Source organism: Clostridia bacterium, assembly GCA_035561135.1.
In the GTDB taxonomy this organism is placed as follows: domain Bacteria; phylum Acidobacteriota; class Terriglobia; order Terriglobales; family Acidobacteriaceae; genus DATMYA01.
In genome coordinates, this window is sequence record DATMYA010000085.1 from 76,946 (window position 1) to 96,722 (window position 19,777).

The window sequence follows — 19,777 nt, forward strand, 5'->3', positions numbered from 1 at the left end:
AGTAGCCCAGCCGCCTACTTCCCGTTACAATCAATGCCAAATGAACAAGATGATCATCTCCAACCTGGTGCATCGGCCGTTGCGGTCGGTGATCAGCATCGTTGCTATCGCCGTTGAAGTTACGCTGATCTTGCTGATTGTCGGCCTTTCGATCGGCATCATGAATGACACTGCTGAGCGCCAGAAAGGCATTGGCGCCGACGTGATGATCTCGCCGCCCGGCTCGTCTTTCATAAGCGGCATCACCGGCGCGCCCGTTTCCATCAAGGTAGCGGATCGGCTGCGCAAGATGGAGCACGTTACGGCCGTTGCGCCGGTCGTCATACAGCTGAATACCGCCGGCAACGTCGAAATGATTTACGGCGTGGACCTCACGCCTGGCTCGCCGAACAACTTCAACAACATCGGCAACTCGTTCCGGTTTCTTGCGGGCGGGACCTTCGAAGGCCCTGATGACATGCTGATTGATGACTTCTTCGCTTCGCAGAAGAACATCAAGGTTGGCGACAGTCTCGAAGTGCTGAATCACCAGTTCCGCGTCTCCGGGATCGTGGAACACGGCAAAGGCGCGCGCAAGTTCCTGCCCATCGAAACCTTGCAGGACCTGATCGGCGGACAGGGCAAGGCCTCGATGTTCTACGTCAAGCTCGATAACCCCGACAACGCCGACTCCGTCGTGAGCGCCGTGAAGCAGATTCCCGGTATGGAGAAGTATTCCGTGCGTTCGCTCCGCGAGTACCTCTCGCTCATGACGGTGGAGAACATGCCCGGCTTCGGCACGTTCATCGACATCGTGATCGGCATATCCGTCATCATCGGCTTCATCGTGATCTTCCAGTCAATGTACACGGCCGTGATGGAGCGCACGCGCGAGATAGGTATTCTGAAGTCGCTCGGCGCGAACAAGTTCTACATCATCAATGTCATTCTTCGCGAAACGCTGGTACTCGCCATTACCGGCATCATCGTCGGCATCGGATTCAGCTTTCTTGCTCGCATGGGCATCCTGGTCAAGTTCCCGCTGATGCGCGTCATGATGACTCCGCAGTGGGTCATCAAGGCTGCCCTCATCGCGATCGTCGGTGCCGTTCTCGGCGCGCTGTATCCGGCGTTCAAGGCCGCACAGAAGGACCCGATCGACGCTTTGGCTTACGAATAGGTTTATTGGAAGGTAGTGCCGGGGCGGGCCTGCGGGCCTGCCCCTTTCTTTTTGGCGGAACCAACCCAGGCGCGTTCCAGTGATGCTCGCTTGTAGGGCGACCGTCGCTGTGATACAAAGTCGAACCATTGAGGATGGTAGTTTCTGGGGTGGCTCCCGGCTTTTCTCCGCTGCAGAGCAAACGCCACTCTCGGCATTGCGTCTCGGCGAACTCATCCAGGAAGCCGGCTTCCCCGACGGCGTCGTGAACATCGTTTCGGGCTACGGCGAGACCGCTGGCGCAGCTTTGGCCGCGCATCCGGACGTGGACAAGATCGCATTCACCGGCTCGACGGAAGTCGGCAAGCTGATCGCGCAAGCCGCTACCGGAAATCTGAAGAAAGTGACGCTCGAACTTGGCGGCAAGTCGCCGAACATCGTGCTCAAGGATGCCGACCTCGACACCGCCATCCCGGGTGCTGCCAGCGCGATCTTCTTCAACCAGGGACAATGCTGTTGCGCCGGGTCCCGCTTGTATGTCGAGCAGTCGATCTTCGATCGCGTAGTGGACGGAGTCTCCGCGCAGGCGAAGAAGATCAGGCTGGGCCCTGGCATGGATGCGGGCACGCAACTCGGGCCACTCGTTTCCGACGAGCAGTTGCGCCGCGTTTGTGGATACCTGGAGTCGGGCTTCTCCGAAGGCGCCAAGGCCGCAACCGGCGGACAGAAGTACGGCGACAAAGGCTACTTCGTCGAACCGACTGTGCTGGTCAATACCACTGAGAATATGAAGGTGGTGCAGGAAGAGATATTCGGTCCGGTGGTTACGGCCATTCCGTTCAAGGACATCGAAGAACTGATGCCGCAAGCGAATGACACCGTGTACGGACTCGCCGCCGGTATCTGGACGCGCGACATCAACAAGGCACACACGATTGCCGCCGAGATGCGCGCCGGAACCGTCTGGATCAATTGCTATAACATTTTCGACGCCGCGCTTCCATTCGGCGGATACAAACAGTCCGGCTGGGGTCGCGAGATGGGACACGAAGCGCTTGAGCTCTACACGGAGACGAAAGCTATCTGCGCGAGAGTCGGATGAGCGGGAAGCTGTTGAGCTACTGAGCTGTTGAGCAACGAGCCTGAGCTGCGAGAAATCCTTTGTCCTACTGAGCGAGGGCGCGAGCCCGAGTCGAAGCATCCCTTTCGACAGCTACGTGCTGACCGTAGGATCCTTCGACTCCGCGACTACGTCGCTCCGCTCAGAGGAAGACGACGAAACTCAATCGCTTAGTAGCTCAGCAGCTCAGCAGCTTTTCACTGAACAAAGCTTTTGGGGACTTGCACAAACCCTGTTAGAATCGTTCGGAGCGGAAGTTGAATCCTGGGTAGTTACTCTCGGGTTAACGGGTGAGTCCTGTCGTTGCGTTGACAGGGTACTCTGAATTGCTGTAACCTTTAGACTTTCGTGGTCTTGCGGTTGCCCGCCTGACGGTCTTTCGCGTGCGCCTTCTGCGCTAGCGGTTGGTTCCCCTGGAACGAGCAAGCAAGGAATTTGCTGCATTTGGGGACTACTTGTGACCGAGCGGTCTTCTTAGCGGTTTCAATTCTGGAGAGTTTGTAATGTCGACCTATTTCCCCAAGGGGGAAGTTACGCACAAGTGGTATGTCGTGGACGCCGATGGCCAGACCCTCGGTCGCCTCGCCTCTCGTGTTGCATCAATCCTTGCTGGCAAGGAAAGCCCCCGCTACACACCCTTCATCGATACTGGCGATCACGTCATCGTGATTAATGCCGCAAAGGTGAAGTTGACCGGCCTGAAGGCTGAGTCCAAGGTCTACCGTCACTACACCGGTTATCCGGGTGGATTGAGGGAAGAAGAGTACGTTAATCGCATGGAGCGCAAGCCGGAATTGATCGTTCAGCAGGCAATCCAAGGCATGCTGCCGAAGAGCAAGCTGGGCAAAGCAATGGCCAAGAAGCTCAAGGTGTACCGCGACGACAAGCACACGCATGAGGCACAGAAGCCGGAGGTTCTTTCTCTGGCGAAACGCGCATAGCGCAGGCGTGCCGCGACGCACCGGTCGGATTTAATTTTCGCCGGGCGCTGGGTTCCAGTTCCAAACGGCTTCAGCTGAACTGGACGAAGGCAGCCGCAAATTGTTTTGAAGTGTGGGCGGCGCAGACTGTCGCCGAAATTCTTTATCAACTGGAAGGATTTCCGAGAGGCGCGTTCGTCGTGCCTGCCTCGAAAGATTCAACATGGCTGATCTGGTTCAATATTACGGTACTGGACGTCGCAAATCGAGCGTCGCCCGCGTGTTCCTGCGCCCCGGTAGCGGGGAGTTCAAGGTGAACGGCAAGCCTTTTGACGTGTACTTTGTGACCGCTGCCCAGCGCATCATCGCAAAGGCCGCATTGGTCCTCACCGAAACGACGGGCAACTTCGACGTGGTCGCCACCTGCAAGGGCGGCGGTATCACGGCGCAGTCCGGCGCAGTTCGCATGGGCGTTGCCCGCGCCCTGCAGGAGTTCAATCCAGAACTCCGGCCCAAGATGAAGGCCGAAGGTTTCATGATGCGCGACTCGCGCATGAAGGAACGCAAGAAGTACGGCCAGAAGGGCGCCCGTAAGCGCTTCCAGTTCTCGAAGCGTTAGTCAGTTCTCGGTTGCCGGTTGCCAGTTCCCCGCGGAACTGGCAATGCGTGTGATTGGTCTTGCTGACCACTGGCAACAGCTCACTGGCAACTGGATTTCACGTTGTCGCGCCGTTTGGTTCCGGCGACGCGCGCAACGAGTTGTAACCGGGACCTAATTTTCCCGCACCCGCTGAATTTGTTCCAACGGGGCGGGCTACGGGAATGAATCCCGAGCGCACCGGCCCGTGGCCGCCGCAGAGGATGCAAACCAACTAGGAGGTTGGCTTGGCTAACATAACGATGAAAGAGTTGCTCGAAGCTGGCGTTCACTTCGGGCACCAGACAAAACGTTGGAACCCCAAGATGAAGGAATTCATCTTCGGCGAACGTAACGGGATTTACATTATCGACCTGCAGAAGACGCTGAAGATGTTCAAGGAAGCGTCCAAGTTCGTGCAGGATATGGCCACGGATGGCCGTATCGTGCTGTTCGTCGGAACCAAGCGGCAGGCACAGGATGCCATCGCCGAAGAAGCGCAGCGTTGCGGACAGTTCTACATCAACCAGCGCTGGCTTGGTGGATTGCTCACCAACTGGGTGACCGTCCAGAAGTCAGTGAAGCGACTGAAGGAACTCGACGAGATGGCCACAGATGGCCGTTACGAACTGCTGCCAAAGAAAGAAGTTATCAAGCTTGAGCGCGAGCGCAAGCACTTGCAGGCCAACCTGGCCGGCATCAAGAATCTGAACCGCCTGCCGGACGCTCTTTTCGTGATCGACTCCAACAAGGAACAGATCGCCGTGAAGGAAGCGCGCAAGCTTGGCATCCCAGTCGTTGCCGTGGTGGATACCAACTGCGACCCGAGCGAAGTCGATTACGTGATCCCCGGCAATGATGACGCCCTGCGCGCCATCCGCCTGTTCGCGTCCAAGATTGCCGACTCCGTCGTCGAAGGCAGCCAGGCTGCCACCGACAAGCAGACGTCCGACATCGCCGCTGGCGTAGGTTACTCCGGCCCAATGGTGACAGCAGAAGAAGCGCCTGCCGACGCGGCTGCGCCGGAAGTCACTGCTGCTACGGAAGACGTCAGCATGGAAGAGGTTCTTGGAAAGGGCGTACGCAAGGCTCCCGAGCCGGACGTCACCGACACCGACGTGCCGCAGGTGGAGACCCGATAGCCGGTCGCCACGCGTCGCAACCTGGCGCACAGCGGGACGGAAAATTCAGACCCGCGCTCGTAAGCCGGGCGCGGGTCGTTTTGCATACAGACAAAATCGCGCGGCACCAGCGCCGCAACTTATAAGAAAGGTTTTACAGGAATGGGAACATCTACGAACATCAGCGCAGCAATGGTAAAGGAACTCCGTGACAAGTCGGGCGCTCCCATGATGGATTGCAAGAATGCGCTCACCGAAGCGAAGGGTGACATGGAGCAGGCGTTTGTGGTGCTCCGCAAGAAAGGCATGGCGACGGCCGCCAAGAAGGCGACCCGCACGACCAGCGAAGGCAGCGTCTCCAGCTACATTCACGCCGGCGGCAAGATTGGCGTGCTGCTCGAGGTGAACTGCGAGAGCGACTTCGTGGCCCGCACCGACGACTTCAAGAATCTTACGCATGACATCGCGATGCACATCGCCGCAGTCGATCCCAAGTTCGTCCGCCGCGAAGACGTCACGCAAGAGGCATTCGAGAAGGAGAAGGAAATTTACCGTGCGCAGGCTGCCGCCACTGGCAAGCCCGCAGCCGTCGTCGAGAAAATCGTCGAGGGGAAGATGGGCAAGTTCTACGAGGAAGTGTGCCTGCTCGATCAGCCCTTCATTAAGGACCAGACCATCACGATCCAGCAACTCATTGCCACGGTCATCGGCAAGCTGGGTGAAAACATTTCGGTTCGTCGCTTCGCTCGCTTCAAGGTTGGCGAAGTAGGGGAGACCATTGCGGTCACCAAGCTCGCCGCCGCGGAAGAAGCCGCGCAGTGAGGCTGGTTGGAACTTAAGCGCCGGTAGGCGCGCTGTTATCGACGGGGCGGAGACAATCCGCCCCGTTTGTTTTGTCGACAAATCATCTCCAGGTTAGGTAGGCGCTTCAGGCCTGGAGTCATGTGAAGAGCAGATCCTTCGCTGCGCTCTGGATGGCTGCGGTTTACCCTCAAGGCCTTAATGAGCCCATGTCGCTTCAGAGTCCGACTCAGGCGTGAGCCGCTCACTCCCAAAAGTAAGCCGCCGATTGCTCGGCGGCTTCATTATCAGGAGGTCTTGTTTTGGGCTGCTAATCGCCCATTACCTTTTCGGCAACGTCTTTGTTCCGGGTCGAGGGTGCAGGTTTCGTTGAAAGAATTCCGAGCGGAACGAAGCCATCCTGTGGAGGCTTTTCGCCCAGAATGTGCTCACGATACAGCGCCGCCATCTTCGCGTTTTCAGCTGCGCTCAATTTGGCATCACGGGCGCGGGCCTTCTCCTGCCCGGCGTTCTTCGCGATGCCCAGCTTATCGAGTGTGTCATTAGCTTCTGCGTGCACGTGCTCCTCGTTCAAATGGAGCGAGTGCCCGGTGGTGGCCAGCGCGACCTTTTTGTTGCCGGCGAAGATTTCGTGGCGGCCGTGCTCCTCGTACCACTTAGTAAGCGTAGCCGTCATGTGCATCTTCTCGATGATGTTGCGCCACCCCACACCGGTGTTGTAGGCGCAGAAGCTGATCTCGCCTTCCTGCGTGGCATACGGGATGATGCACTGCTCGGTGCGGCGGAAATCGTAATTGAAGAGATCCTGGAACCACATGCCGGCAATGAACAGGAAGTTCCAACGGTCGGAACGGCGCTTCTTGATGTCTTCTTCCGTGCGCTCCGGACCCTGCGTTCCGTACTTTTCGTCAGCCGAATCCGTGGCGCCGAATGTCTTGTCGAATTTCTTTAGCAGGTCGGTGAGTTTGAAGTGCTTCGGCGCCTTGAATGGATCGTAATTGCGCGCCAGCGCCAACGTCATACCGACGATAGAGAGAAGCTTGCCTCGGCCCGCATCGTTCACCTTGGCTACGTCCGTGGCGATGCGATCGCCATTGAGGAATGCCGTCACCGGCACGGCTTCCTTCGTCTCCTTGTCGATCATGAGAGCCATGCCGATACCGCAGTTCGGATGGCAGCCGCAGCTAAGCGATCCCCAGTCAGCGCTCGGACCATGCACGAGATCCGCCCAGTCGCTGAACGTGCTGATGAAGGAGATGGGGAACCAGTCGCGCGTGGGTTCGCCCAGGTTAACCTGGTCTTTCACGTCGTGCGCCAGGTGGCTCAGCGTGTAGCGCTGGGCCGCGCGGCGCTCGTCCGTTATCTCTTCGTCGCGACCGGTGAACGACACAGGCTGGAACGAGAGGAAGCTGATCTTCTTAGGATTGTCGAGTGCGAACTGGACGATGCGCCCGACCTGCTCGTTGTTCAGACCGTTGACGATGGTCGTGACCGGCACAATGTCCACGCCGGCGTTGTGCAGATTTTCAATCGCGCGCAGCTTCACGTCGAACAGGTTGCCAACCTTGCGATGCGAGTTCGCCGCATTCCCTATGCCGTCGAACTGAAGATATGCATAGCGCAGCCCGGCATCCGCAGCCTGCTTGGCAAACTCCGGGCTCTTGGCGAACTCGATGCCATTCGTTGCCGCCTGCACGGAGTTGTAGCCAACCTTGCGCGCGTAGGCGACAGCATCCAGGAAGTACGGGGAAAGAGTCGGCTCGCCGCCACTGAACTGAACGCTCATCTGCCGCTTGGGCTTGATGGAGATTGCGTTGTCCAGCATGGTCTTGATCTCGTCCCACGTGAGTTCATGGACGAAACCGACCTGGTTCGCGTCCATAAAGCAGGGATCGCACATCATGTTGCAGCGGTTGGTCAGATCGATCGTCAGCACGGAGCCGCGGCCGTACTTGACGGTGGACGTGCCGTGGTTATGCAGCTTCTCGTCATTGTGTGCGCGAATGTCGCGGCCGGGGAAAACTTCTTCAAGGTGGCGGAAGAAGTCTGTATCGATCGCCATCACGTCTTCGAAGTGGCCGTGCTTCGGGCAGTCCTTCACCATCAGGATCTGGCCGTCGCGCTCGATGATCTGCGCCTTGATTTCGCCGATCTTCTCGTTGAGAAGAATTTCGTACGGCAACGCGCCATCCAGTATCTGCTTGCGGATCTCCGGAACGCACTTCGGGCAGAGCGAGTCGGTGGTGCGCGGCCAGCCCAGCGGCGGCTTCGTCTTCTGGTACGACTTGAGCAGCGGCTTGTCGCTCCACTTTGGCGTGAACGACGGGTTGGCTTTCACGCTGTTCGCCTGTTCGAATACAGCCCACGCCGCCTTGGCGCCATAAGTGAAAGCTTTTTCGAGATACTTGATTGGCTTATGCATGTGCCGCGTTTCTCCTTAGCCAAATGTCGTACTGCACCCTGCAAACGATCCGCGCTCGAACAGCCGATGTAGTTCGCTGGGATGCTAAAAGTCTGTTCTGGAAATTGAAAAGCTTCGGTTCGGGCCCGACCGCCACATGCAGTCGCAAAGGTTCTGCCCAGACTTATGCTAGGGGGTCTGGAGTCCAGTCCCAATCGGGAAACCACGAACGGCACTTTTTACCGGGTTAACGGCAGGATATCACAGGGAATGGTGACCGGAGTCACGCGTTCATGGTTGGACGGCGAGATGAGAAAAGGGTTTGATGAGATTCGAAAGCAGCCGTCTACCTCGGAAGAACGCCCTGGTCTTCATTGAACTTAACCCGAAGCTTGCGAATTGGTTTCGGCTCGATCCTGCCCAGGCCTTCGCGCAACTGCGGCCAGAATTCTCGCAAGATATTCATGCCGGCCTCGCCCCCTATCGTTGTCAAAATGTCGGAGGCCGTATTGCCGAAGCTGCGATATGCGGGTGGCTTGTAGGCGTTTGCGAGCGTCGAACTCGTGACTGTGCTCAGCAGGTATGAGGTATTCAGTGTCGTCTGCCCCTTGTCGTTCTGCGTAAACAGCACGCGGCTTGCGGCGTGTGTGGCGCGCGGCATCAGGCCAGATTTAAGCGAAGGATGATAACGCGGGTCCTGGTTGAGCAATGCCGGGAAGAGATATCTGCCAAAGAATGCGTTGGACTCTTTCGTCGCCAGCGCCGCGCCATAGCTCCTGCCGAATCCAAGGACACCGGTTCCGTAAGCATGATCACCGCGAATGTGTGCTGCCCCAGCATTCACGCCAGCTGAGAAGAACGTCAGCGTCGAATACGAACTCTCGACGAAGATTCCGAATTTCTGCTCGTCGCTAAGCGCCGTATAAGAAGGCGCATCCGGAAGCGAGCTTTGACGCGATGGCCGAGTCGGCGTGGAGGCGTAGACGGTGCGCAAGACTAGGACCGAGTTGACGGCCGGCATGGCTGGAAGTGACGCGGATGGAGCATCCGGATGCTGCTCTGCTGTTGGAGCCTGCGCGTGCAGGTTTACCGCAATCGTACCCAGCGACAGGATCAGAACTGCTGCTCTGATCGTCATGACTCCCCCGGGGGCGAACTGCACGTTCGCACCCTCGTCTCTCATGTCGCTGCAATTGCTTTGCCGTTGTTCTGAGTGAATGTGAGGGGAGAGAGCTATGAATGGTTTCTCAAGGGCAAGTAAATATTTCGGGTGCCCGGAGAAAAGTGGCGCATTGTGAGAATAAGGCGAGTGCTGAAACAGAGAAGGCGCGGCGATGCCGCGCCTTCTACCAACCTACATAACTCTCATGACCGCAAAAGGTTCTTTGCAATGAAGATGACGTTCGCCGGACGTTCCGCCAGGCGGCGCATGAAGTATGGATACCATTCAGTGCCAAACGGTATATAGATGCGCACTCCCCAGCCTTCACTCGCGAGTTGCTGTTGCAGGTCGCGACGGATGCCGTGGAGCATCTGGAACTCGAAAGCGCTCTTGGGAATGCCTTCCGCTTTCGACCATGCCTTCAACTCATTGACGATGTTCTCGTCGTGCGTAGCAATACCATGAAACACGCCGCTCTTGATGATCTGCTTCGCCACCTTGACATAATTGGCATCAACATCCCGCTTGTCCTGGATGGCAACCTCGGCAGGCTCGCGATATGCGCCTTTGCAGAGACGGATGCGGATGCCTTCCGAGCACAGCAACTTGGCATCGGCTTCGGTGCGTTTCATGTAGGCCTGCAACACGGTCCCCACCCGTCCCTGGTAGCCGGGACGATTGTGCAGTTGACGAGTGAAGTCGATGGTCTTCTGCGTGTAAGACGAGTCCTCCATGTCGATGCGGATAAAGCTGTTGATCTGGACAGCATGATCAAGCAGTTCGCTGACGATGCCTTTTGCCAGTTGCTCGTCGACGTCGAGGCCCATGTGCGTGAGCTTCAAGCTGACGTTGGCGTCGAGCTTGCGCTTCTCGATCTCGTCCAGCAAACAGTGATATAGCTTGGCGCTGTGCAGCGCCTCTTCCCGGTTGGTTACGTTCTCGCCCAGATTATCGACTGTGACGTGGATGCCCTGCTTGTTAACGGCCTCTGTGGCGGCGATCAAGTCTTCTACGCTCTCGCCGGCAACGAAACGGTGCGACATTCTACGGCCAAGCGAATTGTTCTCTGCGAACGAGCGCAGCGGCTTGTTGGTGGAAAGTCCAATGAATAGTGCTCTGAGCATAGTGCTCCTTCAGACCGCGAAACCCATTCGCGCGTCTGAAAAACAAGATTTCAATAAAACAAAATGGTCGCTATCGCGACCTTTGGTTTTACCACATCAGGGCTGGACGGGGGTTATGACGAACGTCACAGCTTGGGGGTTAACTCACGCTGGCCTGTGGCGTGCCGCTGGACTCGCCACAGGCCGTCCAACAACTCTGGACCGATCGGGAGTGTTTGGACAAAACGTTCTGAGCTGCGCTGAGGCGCAGCTCAGAAATGAACTTACCTGCCCAACTCTTCCAGGTATTTTTCAGCTTCAATGGCCGCAGCGCAGCCCGAGCCTGCGGCCGTAATCGCTTGCCTATAACGCCGATCCTGCACGTCGCCGCAAGCGAAAACGCCGGGCACCCCGGTGAAGACGTAATCGCGACTTTTGAGATAACCGTCGTCGTCGGTGTCAAGCACACCTTTGAACATCGATGCATTCGGAATGTGTCCAATGCCGAGGAACATGGCACTGGTCGGAAAAACCCAGCTCTTGTTCGTCTTGACGTCGCGCAGTTTGAGGGCGGTGACCTCTTTCTTTTCGACGTCGAGGACCTCATCCACTACGGTGTTCGGCAGGAATTCGATCTTCGGATGCGCCTTGGCGCGGTCGTACATGATTTTCGAGGCCCGGAAGATATCGCGACGGTGAATGATCGTGACCTTGGTCGCAAATCGCGTCAGGAACAGCGCCTCCTCCATAGCGGAATCTCCGCCACCGATGACCGTGATCTCCTTCCCGCTGAAAAAGAAGCCGTCGCAGGTGGCGCAGGAAGTAACGCCGTGGCCAATGAGAGCCTGTTCGCTAGGCAGGTTGAGCCAGCGCGCACTGGCACCGCTCGCGATGATGAGCGAACGAGTCTTAATCACTTGCTCGTGGCCTACGTACAGCGTGAACGGGTGTTGCGCGAGATGAACCTTCTGCACGTGCCCGGACGTGAACTCCGCCCCGAAACGCGCAGCCTGCTGGCGCATGTTGTCGATCAACTCCGGCCCCTGAATTCCTTCGGGGAAACCGGGGAAGTTCTCGACCAGAGTGGTGAGCGCGAGCTGTCCGCCCGGCTCGTGCCCATCGAGCACAAGCGGCTTCAGGTTAGCGCGAGCGGCATAAATCGCCGCAGTCAATCCGGCACAACCGGACCCCATGATTACTACATTGCGTATGTCTTCCATATAATTGTGTCTTTATGATTCCTAGCTTCCAGGTTTCGATTCAGCGCGGAGCGCCTACTGTTTTTTGTCCAGTGCTTTCAACGGAGCAGCTTTCGGCTTCGTCGCTTTCCCAGGCACTACCTGAGAGTGGGCCGCGCCCGGCTTGGCCTCATGCGCTCCTACCTTCTGCAAATCAGCGGGAACGATGTCGCGTACTTTGAGCCATCCGCGATATGCGGCCAGCGTTCGACTCGCGCTCTGAAATAGCGGCTCGTAGCCCGATTGGTCAGACTCCCTGCAACGCGCCAGCGCCAGCGAGGACTTGCCGAAACGCTCCAGGCGCACGCGGTCAGCCGGCGTGTCCGTACGGACGACCACAGCGGGATCCGCGCCAATATCTACCGTATCAGAGATGGACACCAGCATCATGTCTTTAGGGTCGCGCACGCGAAATACAAGGGTCTCGACCGCCCGATTCTCTGTCACGCTGAATGAATACTGCACGTTGGAAAAGGGAGACTTCTCCGGGAACTCTCTGCGGACGCGCACCCAGCGAGAGATCGCAGGCGGGTCTGTGCTCATCTGCGCGCCTGCGCCCGCGGCAAACAGACCGGTGTCGGTCATGCTGGAACGGCCGCGCGCCACCTCGAAATCCACGGCAAATGACGGATTGTCCGGCAGTCGCGCCAAAGCGGCAGCTATCTCTTTACTCTCAGCATCCGTTGGGGCACAGACATTCAGGTAATTGACCCGAATTTGCGGCTGCCCGGCTTTTGTCTGCTGGGCAAACGAAACGGGAATCATTGTGGTCGCCGAAAACAAGCTGAGTGCAATCGTGAGTTGCTTGAGCACCGATGAATTGTACGGCACCTGCTACCGGATAGTGAATAGCGGAAACCGGGACCAGCGCCGCCTGTGGATAGCTGGCCAGCGACGTAGGGGTGTGGCCCCGCTGCTACAATCCCTGGATGGCAAATCTTACGCTTGTATATGGGATGAGGCTGCTGCCCTCCGAGGAAGTGATCGAGATAGGTGAGGCTCCGGTACAACTAAAAGGCGGGCGCGAGGCGCACGTGACTATGCACGTGCTGGAAGGCTCGAAGAGGGAGATCGAAGCGCAACTCCGCCAGAGCATTGAAGCTTTCTTTGATCTCTATCCGGAGATCTAGTACCGTCGCCGACACGCCAGCTTTATTACAGAAGGCCTACTCCGGCGCCCGCAGGCAAAGGGTTAAGAGTCGATTAATTGTGATGCGTGGGAACCTAACCTTTTGTTCCGCCGTACTGTCTATACAACATATCCGCACGTCGGCGAACATTGGGTGCTGGCGTATTCTGAACAGTTCGTACCTGAACAGCTATAATCTCCGCGTAATTCCATGACTGCCCTGCCCATCCGATATCTGCGGCGCTTCCTTTCAGCCAAAGGCCTGATTCCCCGCTCCCTGCTGGCACGGCTCATCATCGTGCTTGCGGCGTTCGACATCGTGCTTTATCTATTGGGTAAGGCGAACTCTTCGCCGAGTTGGGCAAGGTCGTTGGGCGTCTCGTTCAGCTTCGTTAGTTTCGTACTGATCGTCGTTGTCCCTATCGCGACCCTGCGCTGGATTCGCCGGAGCGTCATGTGGCGCCTGCGAAATCGTCTCATCATTACCCACATCTTTATCGGCGTTTTCCCGGTCGTGTTGCTGGCTGCGATGGCTCTCCTGGCAGCGTTTCTGTTCGCCAGTCAGTTCTCTACCTTTGTAGTCACTTCGGACCTGCACGCGGAGATGGGCAAACTTCGCGCCGCGAACGCAACCATCGGCGCACAGACTGCCCAACTGGCACGGCGAGGATACTTCGACGCCCCGCTCGACCGCGGCGCAATCGTCCTGGATACGACGGCGTTTCGCAATCGGCACGTGACTGCCTGGTATCGCGGTAAGGCGCTCGTGCTGCAAGACCCCGGCACTCACAATTCCGTGCTGGTGGCGCCCGATGCCCTCAAGGACGACTCCATCGTGCTGGACGAGGACAGTCTGTATCTGCGCGCCGTAACGCGACTGCCCGTGCGTCCCGGCGGCCCTGAGGATGAACTGGTCATCGTGAGCAGCGTCCCGCTCGATCGCGAGACGCTGGAAGCGACAGCCAGCGGCATCGGAATGGTGGCGCTGTATGGAATGCACCCGGCCGATACGAAATCCGATAGCGCACCAGCCCTGAAGATCGGCAACAGCCTTGTTGACAGCACTCCGAAGCTGAGCGCGGGCACTCTGCCCTTGCCTAAGAATCGGCTCGATGTCGCCATGCCATTCGGAACGTTGCTCAACGTATTCGACTGGAACAAGGGCAAGAATGACGGCATGCTGCTCAGCGTACGCACGCGGCCCTCACTCCTGTATGCGCGCCTCTTCCGAACGCTGGGCGACTCGACCGGCCTTATCGTCAGCTTTCTTTATGCCGTGGCCATCGTCTTCGCGATCATCGAGCTATTCGCTTTGATTATCGGCCTGCGCCTGACGCGAACCATGACCAAGTCGGTCGCGGCGCTCTATGATGCCACCCAGCACATCAACGCCGGAAACTTCTCCCATCGCATCAAGGTGACAACGTACGACCAGATGGCGGCGCTGGAGACGTCCTTCAACTCGATGACCGAGTCGCTCGAAAGCCTTATCGCCGAGCAGAAGGAAAAGCAACGTATCGAGAGCGAGTTAGTTATCGCCCAGGAAGTGCAGGCACTTCTCTTCCCGCGTGACATCACGGAAGTGGAGTCGCTGGAGGTACACGGAATCTGCAAACCGGCTCGCACCGTCAGCGGTGATTACTACGACTTTCTGCCAATTGGCCCGGACAAGGTTGGCTTGGCCGTGGGCGACATCGCGGGCAAAGGAATTTCGGCTGCGTTGCTTATGGCCACTGTTCATGCCTTTGTTCGCGCATACACACTGGTGGAAAGTGTTCCTGCACTCACCGCCCCGGCGGCCACGGGGGGCGCAGTGAAGGTGGGCGGAACTGTGCGCAGCAGCATACGGGACGCCGGCGAGCTTCCGCCGGGAACGCTGCTTGCCATGCTGAATCAGCAACTCTATCGCAGTACGCCGACCGAGAAGTACGCGACTATGTTCCTGGGCTTCTACGATCAGCGCACGCGACAGTTGACGTACTCCAACGCCGGACACCTTCCACCACTTCTCATCAGTAACGATGGCACAGTTCGCGCGCTGGAAACCGGCGGGCTCGTTGTGGGCCTTTTCGGGGACGTCGTCTATCCGGACGACGCAGTTGAGATGACCTCGGGCGACATCTTCGTCGCGTACTCGGACGGCATCACAGAGCCGGAAAACGAGTTTGGCGAATTCGGCGAAGAGCGGCTCATCCAATTAGTCATGGAGAACCGTCACCTTCCACTCGCTCGCATCAGCGACATCGTTATGGCGGCTGTACAGGACTGGATCGGCGGCAACGAACAACCGGACGACGTAACGCTGGTACTCGCTCGGGCGCGGTAGCTCGGCTCAGTTGCCGGTTGCCAGGTCAGTTGCCAGTTCCAGTTGCCAGTGGCCGGTTGCCAGTGGCCGGTTGGCAGTGGCCGGTTGGCAGTGGCCAGTTGCCGGTTGCCGGTTGGCAGTGACCAGTGCCAGCGACGAGTGGCCGGTTGCAAGCGCAGCCGTCAGTATCGCGGCTACTTTCAGCAGCTCAACCGCTCACAACCAGCAGTTAAGTAACTCGCACACCTGGAACCGGCCGGCAACCGCTGGGCTACCTTCAGCACTTCAACAGCTCACATCCAGCAGCTCAGCACCTGGCAACTGGCACCTGGCAACTGCTCACTCGTATCGCAGCGCCTCGATGGGGTCGAGTCGTGATGCGCGTATGGCGGGGATTATGCCACTGATGAGTCCCACGACCGCAAGGATTACTGTGGCAACCAGCACGCTCATGGGCGAGATGATCAGCCTGATGTCGGCGGCTTCTCCGTGCTTGGCAAGGGCGCTGTAAAAGGTCAGAGTTCCGGCAGAGAACGCAACTACGTACGAGAGCGCAATGCCAAGCAACCCACCGGCAAAGGTGATCGCCATGGCTTCCGCCAGGAACTGCAACAAGATGTCGCGTCTGCGCGCCCCCAGCGCTTTCTCCACGCCGATTTCGCGCGTTCGCTGAGTAACGGAGACCAACATGATGTTCATCAGCCCCACGCCGCCAATGCCGAGCGTGAGCGTGCCAACGAACGCGAGCAGGATCTGCAAGCCCATGGTGATGACACGGAACTGCGAAACCTGCTTCATCGCGCTGAAGACCATGACGGCGCGGCGGTCTTCTGGCTTGAAAACAAAGTGGGCTGAGAGCACGCTGCGGATCGAGCGCTCAATGTCCTCGTACGCGTCACTCTCGTAATCCAGCCAGATGCCGTTTAGGTAGTGGATGTCCGTAATGTCAGCCATACTGGTGAATGGGACATAAAGCTGGCGATTATTGTCATTGTCGCCTTCCTGCATCTTTGGCTTGGCGACTCCGATCACTTCAAAACTGAGCCCGTCGATGCGCACGTGCTCACCGATGGCGTACTTGCCTGAAAACAGTTTCTCTTTCGCCTCGGAGCCGAGCACTACCACTCGAGACTTCTGCAACAGGTCTTCGTCGTTGTACCAGCGTCCCTCATCAACCGCGAGCACCCGGATACGCTGCACGGAAGGATAATGTCCATTCACCGTGAAGCTGTATTGCCGGCTGTCATTTTGCACCGTCGTTTGTTTATTAACTTCGGGCGTGATTCGCGCAATCTGCGGAACATTCGCCTGCAAACGCTGCACATCGTCGAGGGTGAAACGTATCTGCGTTCCGGCCTTGGCGCCGCCCGCCTGCATCGACGTGCGCCCCGGAAACACTCCCATCACCTTCATGCCGAAGCTGGAAAAGATGGTGTTGATTGCGTTCCCGAAGCCGGTGCCGTAGGCGAGCAACAGCACCACCGTCGCAATTCCCCACGCCATGCCAAACATGGTGAGCGCCGTTCGACGCCGATTGTGCCGTAACGCTCCGTAAGCCTGGCTCAAGAGATCGTGCATCATGTCTAGTCCTGCCTCAGAGCCTCAACGGGCGTTAGCATCGCGGCCTTGCGAGCCGGATAAAGTCCGGCGGCAATTCCGGCAATAGAGAGACTGACGATGGCAAGTGCTGACGAAGACAAAACCAGCTTCGGCGTATCAAAGCCTTCCGGTGAAGGCAGGGAGCCGAGGGCCGCCATGATGGCGGCCGCTACGCCCATCCCTATAAAGCCGCTGAACACGGTCAGAAAAATGCCTTCCAATGCGAACTGCGCCAGGATGTTGCGATTGGTGGCTCCGAGTGCCTTCCGTAATCCGATCTCACGCGTGCGTTCGGTCACGGCAACCAGCATGATGTTGATGACACCGATGCCGCCGAGCGCCAGAGTGACCAGCCCCACACTCCCGAGAAACATATTCATCGCGTCGAAAATCTTGCCGACCATCTTTGCGCCGCTGATCGTGTCCCACTCTTCGAACGAGTCCTCGATCTGCGCATCGAAACCGTGGTTGCGGGCGACGATGCGGCGAACCTCCAGCTTCGCCTCTTTGTGTTCATCGCGAGTGCGCGGCTGGTAGTTGATCCAGGAGAGCGCATCGACCGGTTGCTGTTCCCCCGTCGCCGGGAAGTACGTGCTCATGACGGAGTAGGGCACGTAGGACCGCATGTTCGTAGAATTGTTCTCGCCGCGCCCAACCGGCCGGATCGTGCCAATAACTTCGAAACGAATGCCGTTGAGCAGAACGGCGCTGCCGATCACCGGCCGTCCCGGGAACAGGTTCTTCGCAACCTCAGAGCCCAGAACGATGACGAGGCGACGTTGCTGCTCGTCCATCTCGTTCATCCAGCGCCCTTGCGCGAGGGGCAGAAAGCGGATACGTGAAAACTGAGGCTCTACGCCGGTAAGCTGTCCGTTCGCGCTCGCAAACTCGCTGACCGAACGGACATCGCCCCGCGTCACGACCGGTGACGCGTTGCGCACATAACGCGCTTCACTGTGTATGTCCTGATAATCCTTATAAGTGAGGAAGTAAGGGCGAGCGGAATTCAGGCTGCCCTCCACGGCAGGCGTGCGGCCGGCGGAGATGAACATGATGTCTTCCCCTATCTCGGCCATACGCTTCATTTGCCCTGACCGGAATCCCTCGCCAAGGCCAACCAGTAGCAACAACGAGCCAACGCCCCACGCGATTCCGAACATGGTAAGAAACGAGCGCAGCTTGTGCGCCCAGAGTGTCCGGAACGTCTGCGCAAGGATATCGACCAGCATCCTCATGGAACCATCCCCATGCTGTGTACGCTTGGGGAACGGCAGAAGTTCCGGGAAATACGGATCACCTGCTTCACGGTTGCTGAGGAAGTTTTTATCGAGTCATCCTGAGTTCACGTTGCTAAGACCGAAGGATCTGCTTTGCTGTGAACAGCAGATCCTTCGCTACGCTCAGGATGCCCCACTTGTTGTCGGTGTTTCAATGTTCTTAGGTTCGTTTAGGCATTGAGCATTCGCGATTGCTGGAAAACAATCACGCAACACGGAAAGAGCCGGCCACCTTCGGCCGGCTCTACTTCTTCAGTTATCCAGAATCGCAGTCCGTTACCTTGCTGCCTTCGCTTCCACTTGCTCGAAGCGGGCCGTGAAGTGACGTAGGAATGGTGGCTCATAGGTCAGCTTGAACCCGCGGATTTGTTGACGCTTCTTCCAGACTTCCAGAATTACCTCGATCACATAATCGATGTGGCTCTGCGTGTACGTGCGTCGTGGAATGGCGAGACGGACAAGGTCCATCTTGGCAGCATCACCGAACATCAGCGAGCCGATCTCGACGGCGCGAATGCCGCCTTCCAGGTACAACTCCGTCGCTAACGCCACGCCAGGAAATTGCTCCAGCGGAATGTGAGGAACGAAAGCACGCGCGTCGAGGTAGATGGCGTGTCCACCGGGAGGCATGACGAGTGGGACACCCTGCTCGGCCAAATGATTCCCAAGATACGCGGTGGACGCGATGCGGTACTTGAGGTAATCCTCCTGCACGGCTTCCTGTATGCCGACTGCGATCGCTTCCAGGTCGCGTCCCGCAAGTCCGCCATACGTCGGATAGCCTTCCGTCAGGATGAGCAGATCTTTCTCCTGCTGCGCGAGCAGATCGTCATTCGTGCAAAGAAAGCCGCCAATGTTCGCCATGCCGTCTTTCTTGGCGCTCATAGTGCAGCCATCGCCGAGCGCGAACATTTCCTGCGCGATCTCTTTCGGTGTCTTGTTTTCGTATCCCTTCTCGCGCAACTTGATGAAGTACGCGTTCTCGGCAAAGCGGCAGGCATCGAAGTAGAGCGGAATACCGTATTTCTTGCAGATTGCGCTGACCGCTCTGGCATTCTCCATGGAAACGGGCTGGCCGCCGCCGGAGTTGTTCGTCACGGTGAGCATGACCAGTGGAATGCGTTCGCGCCCCACCCGTTGAATGGTCTCTTCAAGCACGGCAATATCCATGTTGCCTTTGAACGGATGAATCACGGACGGCTGCTTGCCTTCGGCGATGACGAGGTCAGCGGCTTCGCCGCCAGCCTGCTCCAGGTTAGCGCGAGTCGTATCGAAATGGGTGTTGTTGGGGACGACATCGCCCTTCTTCACCATCACGCTGAACAGGATGCGTTCGGCGGCTCGACCCTGGTGCGTGGGAATGACGTGCTTGTATCCGGTAATGTCCCGAATGGAGTCGCGGAAGCGGGTATAGCTCTTGCTGCCCGCATAGCTCTCGTCGCCTTCCATGATGGCGCCCCATTGGTAGGTAGACATGGCGCCCGTGCCGGAGTCCGTCAGCAGGTCGATAAGCACGTCATCCGCAGCCAGAAGGAAGACATTGAAGGATGCGGCGCGGAGCAGAACGTCGCGCTGTTCCCGCGTGGTCCAGCGAATTGGTTCAACACTTTTAATGCGAAATGGTTCGATGATCGTACGGATGGTCATGATTTGTTTGTCCCCTTGCGGAGGCCGCGACAACAGCTGTGTAGAAGCGCGACACGCAACCCATGATTGTAGTGCGTCAGCGGCGGAAGGAACAATGGTTCCGTAGGCGCGAGCAACTTCCAAACGAACAAAATTGAAAAGGCTCCAACAATGGGCTGTGTCCATAGGTGGAGCCTCGA

15 protein-coding genes and 1 pseudogene are annotated in these 19,777 nt (G+C 57.9%); 8 read left to right on the plus strand and 8 right to left on the minus strand.

The window, feature by feature from the left end; genetic code table 11:
• Positions 1–40 precede the first annotated feature (40 nt).
• The 6 genes and pseudogenes from VN622_17010 to tsf all read left to right on the plus strand — a co-directional run bounded on the left by VN622_17010 (position 41) and on the right by tsf (position 5,758).
• On the plus strand, positions 41–1,159 hold the full coding sequence (locus tag VN622_17010; GenBank protein ID HWR37565.1) for an ABC transporter permease: 1,119 nt from the start codon (positions 41–43) through the stop codon (positions 1,157–1,159).
• A gap of 172 nt (positions 1,160–1,331) precedes the next feature.
• Positions 1,332–2,240 (plus strand): annotated as a pseudogene (locus tag VN622_17015) (aldehyde dehydrogenase family protein).
• A gap of 521 nt (positions 2,241–2,761) precedes the next feature.
• Positions 2,762–3,199, plus strand: coding sequence for a 50S ribosomal protein L13 (gene rplM, locus VN622_17020; protein HWR37566.1), 438 nt, complete (start codon positions 2,762–2,764; stop codon positions 3,197–3,199).
• 202 nt (positions 3,200–3,401) lie between these two features.
• Positions 3,402–3,797, plus strand: a complete 396-nt coding sequence (rpsI, locus tag VN622_17025; protein HWR37567.1) for a 30S ribosomal protein S9 — start codon at positions 3,402–3,404, stop codon at positions 3,795–3,797.
• A gap of 266 nt (positions 3,798–4,063) precedes the next feature.
• The gene (gene rpsB / locus VN622_17030; protein HWR37568.1) at positions 4,064–4,957 is read left to right on the plus strand and encodes a 30S ribosomal protein S2; all 894 of its coding nucleotides are present in this window, start codon (positions 4,064–4,066) and stop codon (positions 4,955–4,957) included.
• A gap of 141 nt (positions 4,958–5,098) precedes the next feature.
• A complete protein-coding gene (gene tsf, locus VN622_17035) occupies positions 5,099–5,758 on the plus strand; it encodes a translation elongation factor Ts (GenBank protein HWR37569.1) in 660 nt (219 codons plus the stop codon).
• A 289-nt stretch (positions 5,759–6,047) separates the two neighbouring features.
• Here the strand turns inward: tsf and VN622_17040 are convergent, their stop codons facing one another.
• From VN622_17040 to VN622_17060, 5 genes are all read right to left on the minus strand, one after another.
• Positions 6,048–8,159: a radical SAM protein gene (locus VN622_17040; GenBank protein ID HWR37570.1), complete on the minus strand. Its 2,112-nt coding sequence runs from the start codon at positions 8,157–8,159 to the stop codon at positions 6,048–6,050.
• Between the two features lie 325 nt (positions 8,160–8,484).
• Positions 8,485–9,276 (minus strand): hypothetical protein, encoded by a 792-nt coding sequence (locus tag VN622_17045; protein ID HWR37571.1) that lies wholly within the window; start codon positions 9,274–9,276, stop codon positions 8,485–8,487.
• 227 nt (positions 9,277–9,503) lie between these two features.
• Positions 9,504–10,424, minus strand: coding sequence for a proline dehydrogenase family protein (locus VN622_17050; GenBank protein HWR37572.1), 921 nt, complete (start codon positions 10,422–10,424; stop codon positions 9,504–9,506).
• A gap of 263 nt (positions 10,425–10,687) precedes the next feature.
• Positions 10,688–11,623, minus strand: a complete 936-nt coding sequence (gene trxB / locus VN622_17055; protein HWR37573.1) for a thioredoxin-disulfide reductase — start codon at positions 11,621–11,623, stop codon at positions 10,688–10,690.
• A 54-nt stretch (positions 11,624–11,677) separates the two neighbouring features.
• Entirely contained in the window at positions 11,678–12,406 is a 729-nt protein-coding gene (locus VN622_17060; GenBank protein ID HWR37574.1) for a hypothetical protein, read from the minus strand.
• A gap of 164 nt (positions 12,407–12,570) precedes the next feature.
• Here VN622_17060 and VN622_17065 point away from each other — a divergent pair, with 164 nt between their 5' ends.
• The gene (locus VN622_17065; GenBank protein ID HWR37575.1) at positions 12,571–12,771 is read left to right on the plus strand and encodes an allantoinase; all 201 of its coding nucleotides are present in this window, start codon (positions 12,571–12,573) and stop codon (positions 12,769–12,771) included.
• A gap of 210 nt (positions 12,772–12,981) precedes the next feature.
• Positions 12,982–15,096 (plus strand): PP2C family protein-serine/threonine phosphatase, encoded by a 2,115-nt coding sequence (locus VN622_17070; protein ID HWR37576.1) that lies wholly within the window; start codon positions 12,982–12,984, stop codon positions 15,094–15,096.
• Between the two features lie 318 nt (positions 15,097–15,414).
• Here VN622_17070 and VN622_17075 read toward each other — a convergent pair whose 3' ends face one another.
• The 3 genes from VN622_17075 to VN622_17085 form a co-directional block, all read right to left on the minus strand.
• Positions 15,415–16,656: an ABC transporter permease gene (locus VN622_17075; GenBank protein ID HWR37577.1), complete on the minus strand. Its 1,242-nt coding sequence runs from the start codon at positions 16,654–16,656 to the stop codon at positions 15,415–15,417.
• Between the two features lie 2 nt (positions 16,657–16,658).
• Entirely contained in the window at positions 16,659–17,909 is a 1,251-nt protein-coding gene (locus tag VN622_17080) for an ABC transporter permease (protein HWR37578.1), read from the minus strand.
• A gap of 318 nt (positions 17,910–18,227) precedes the next feature.
• Positions 18,228–19,598, minus strand: coding sequence for a tryptophanase (locus VN622_17085; GenBank protein HWR37579.1), 1,371 nt, complete (start codon positions 19,596–19,598; stop codon positions 18,228–18,230).
• Positions 19,599–19,777 lie beyond the last annotated feature (179 nt).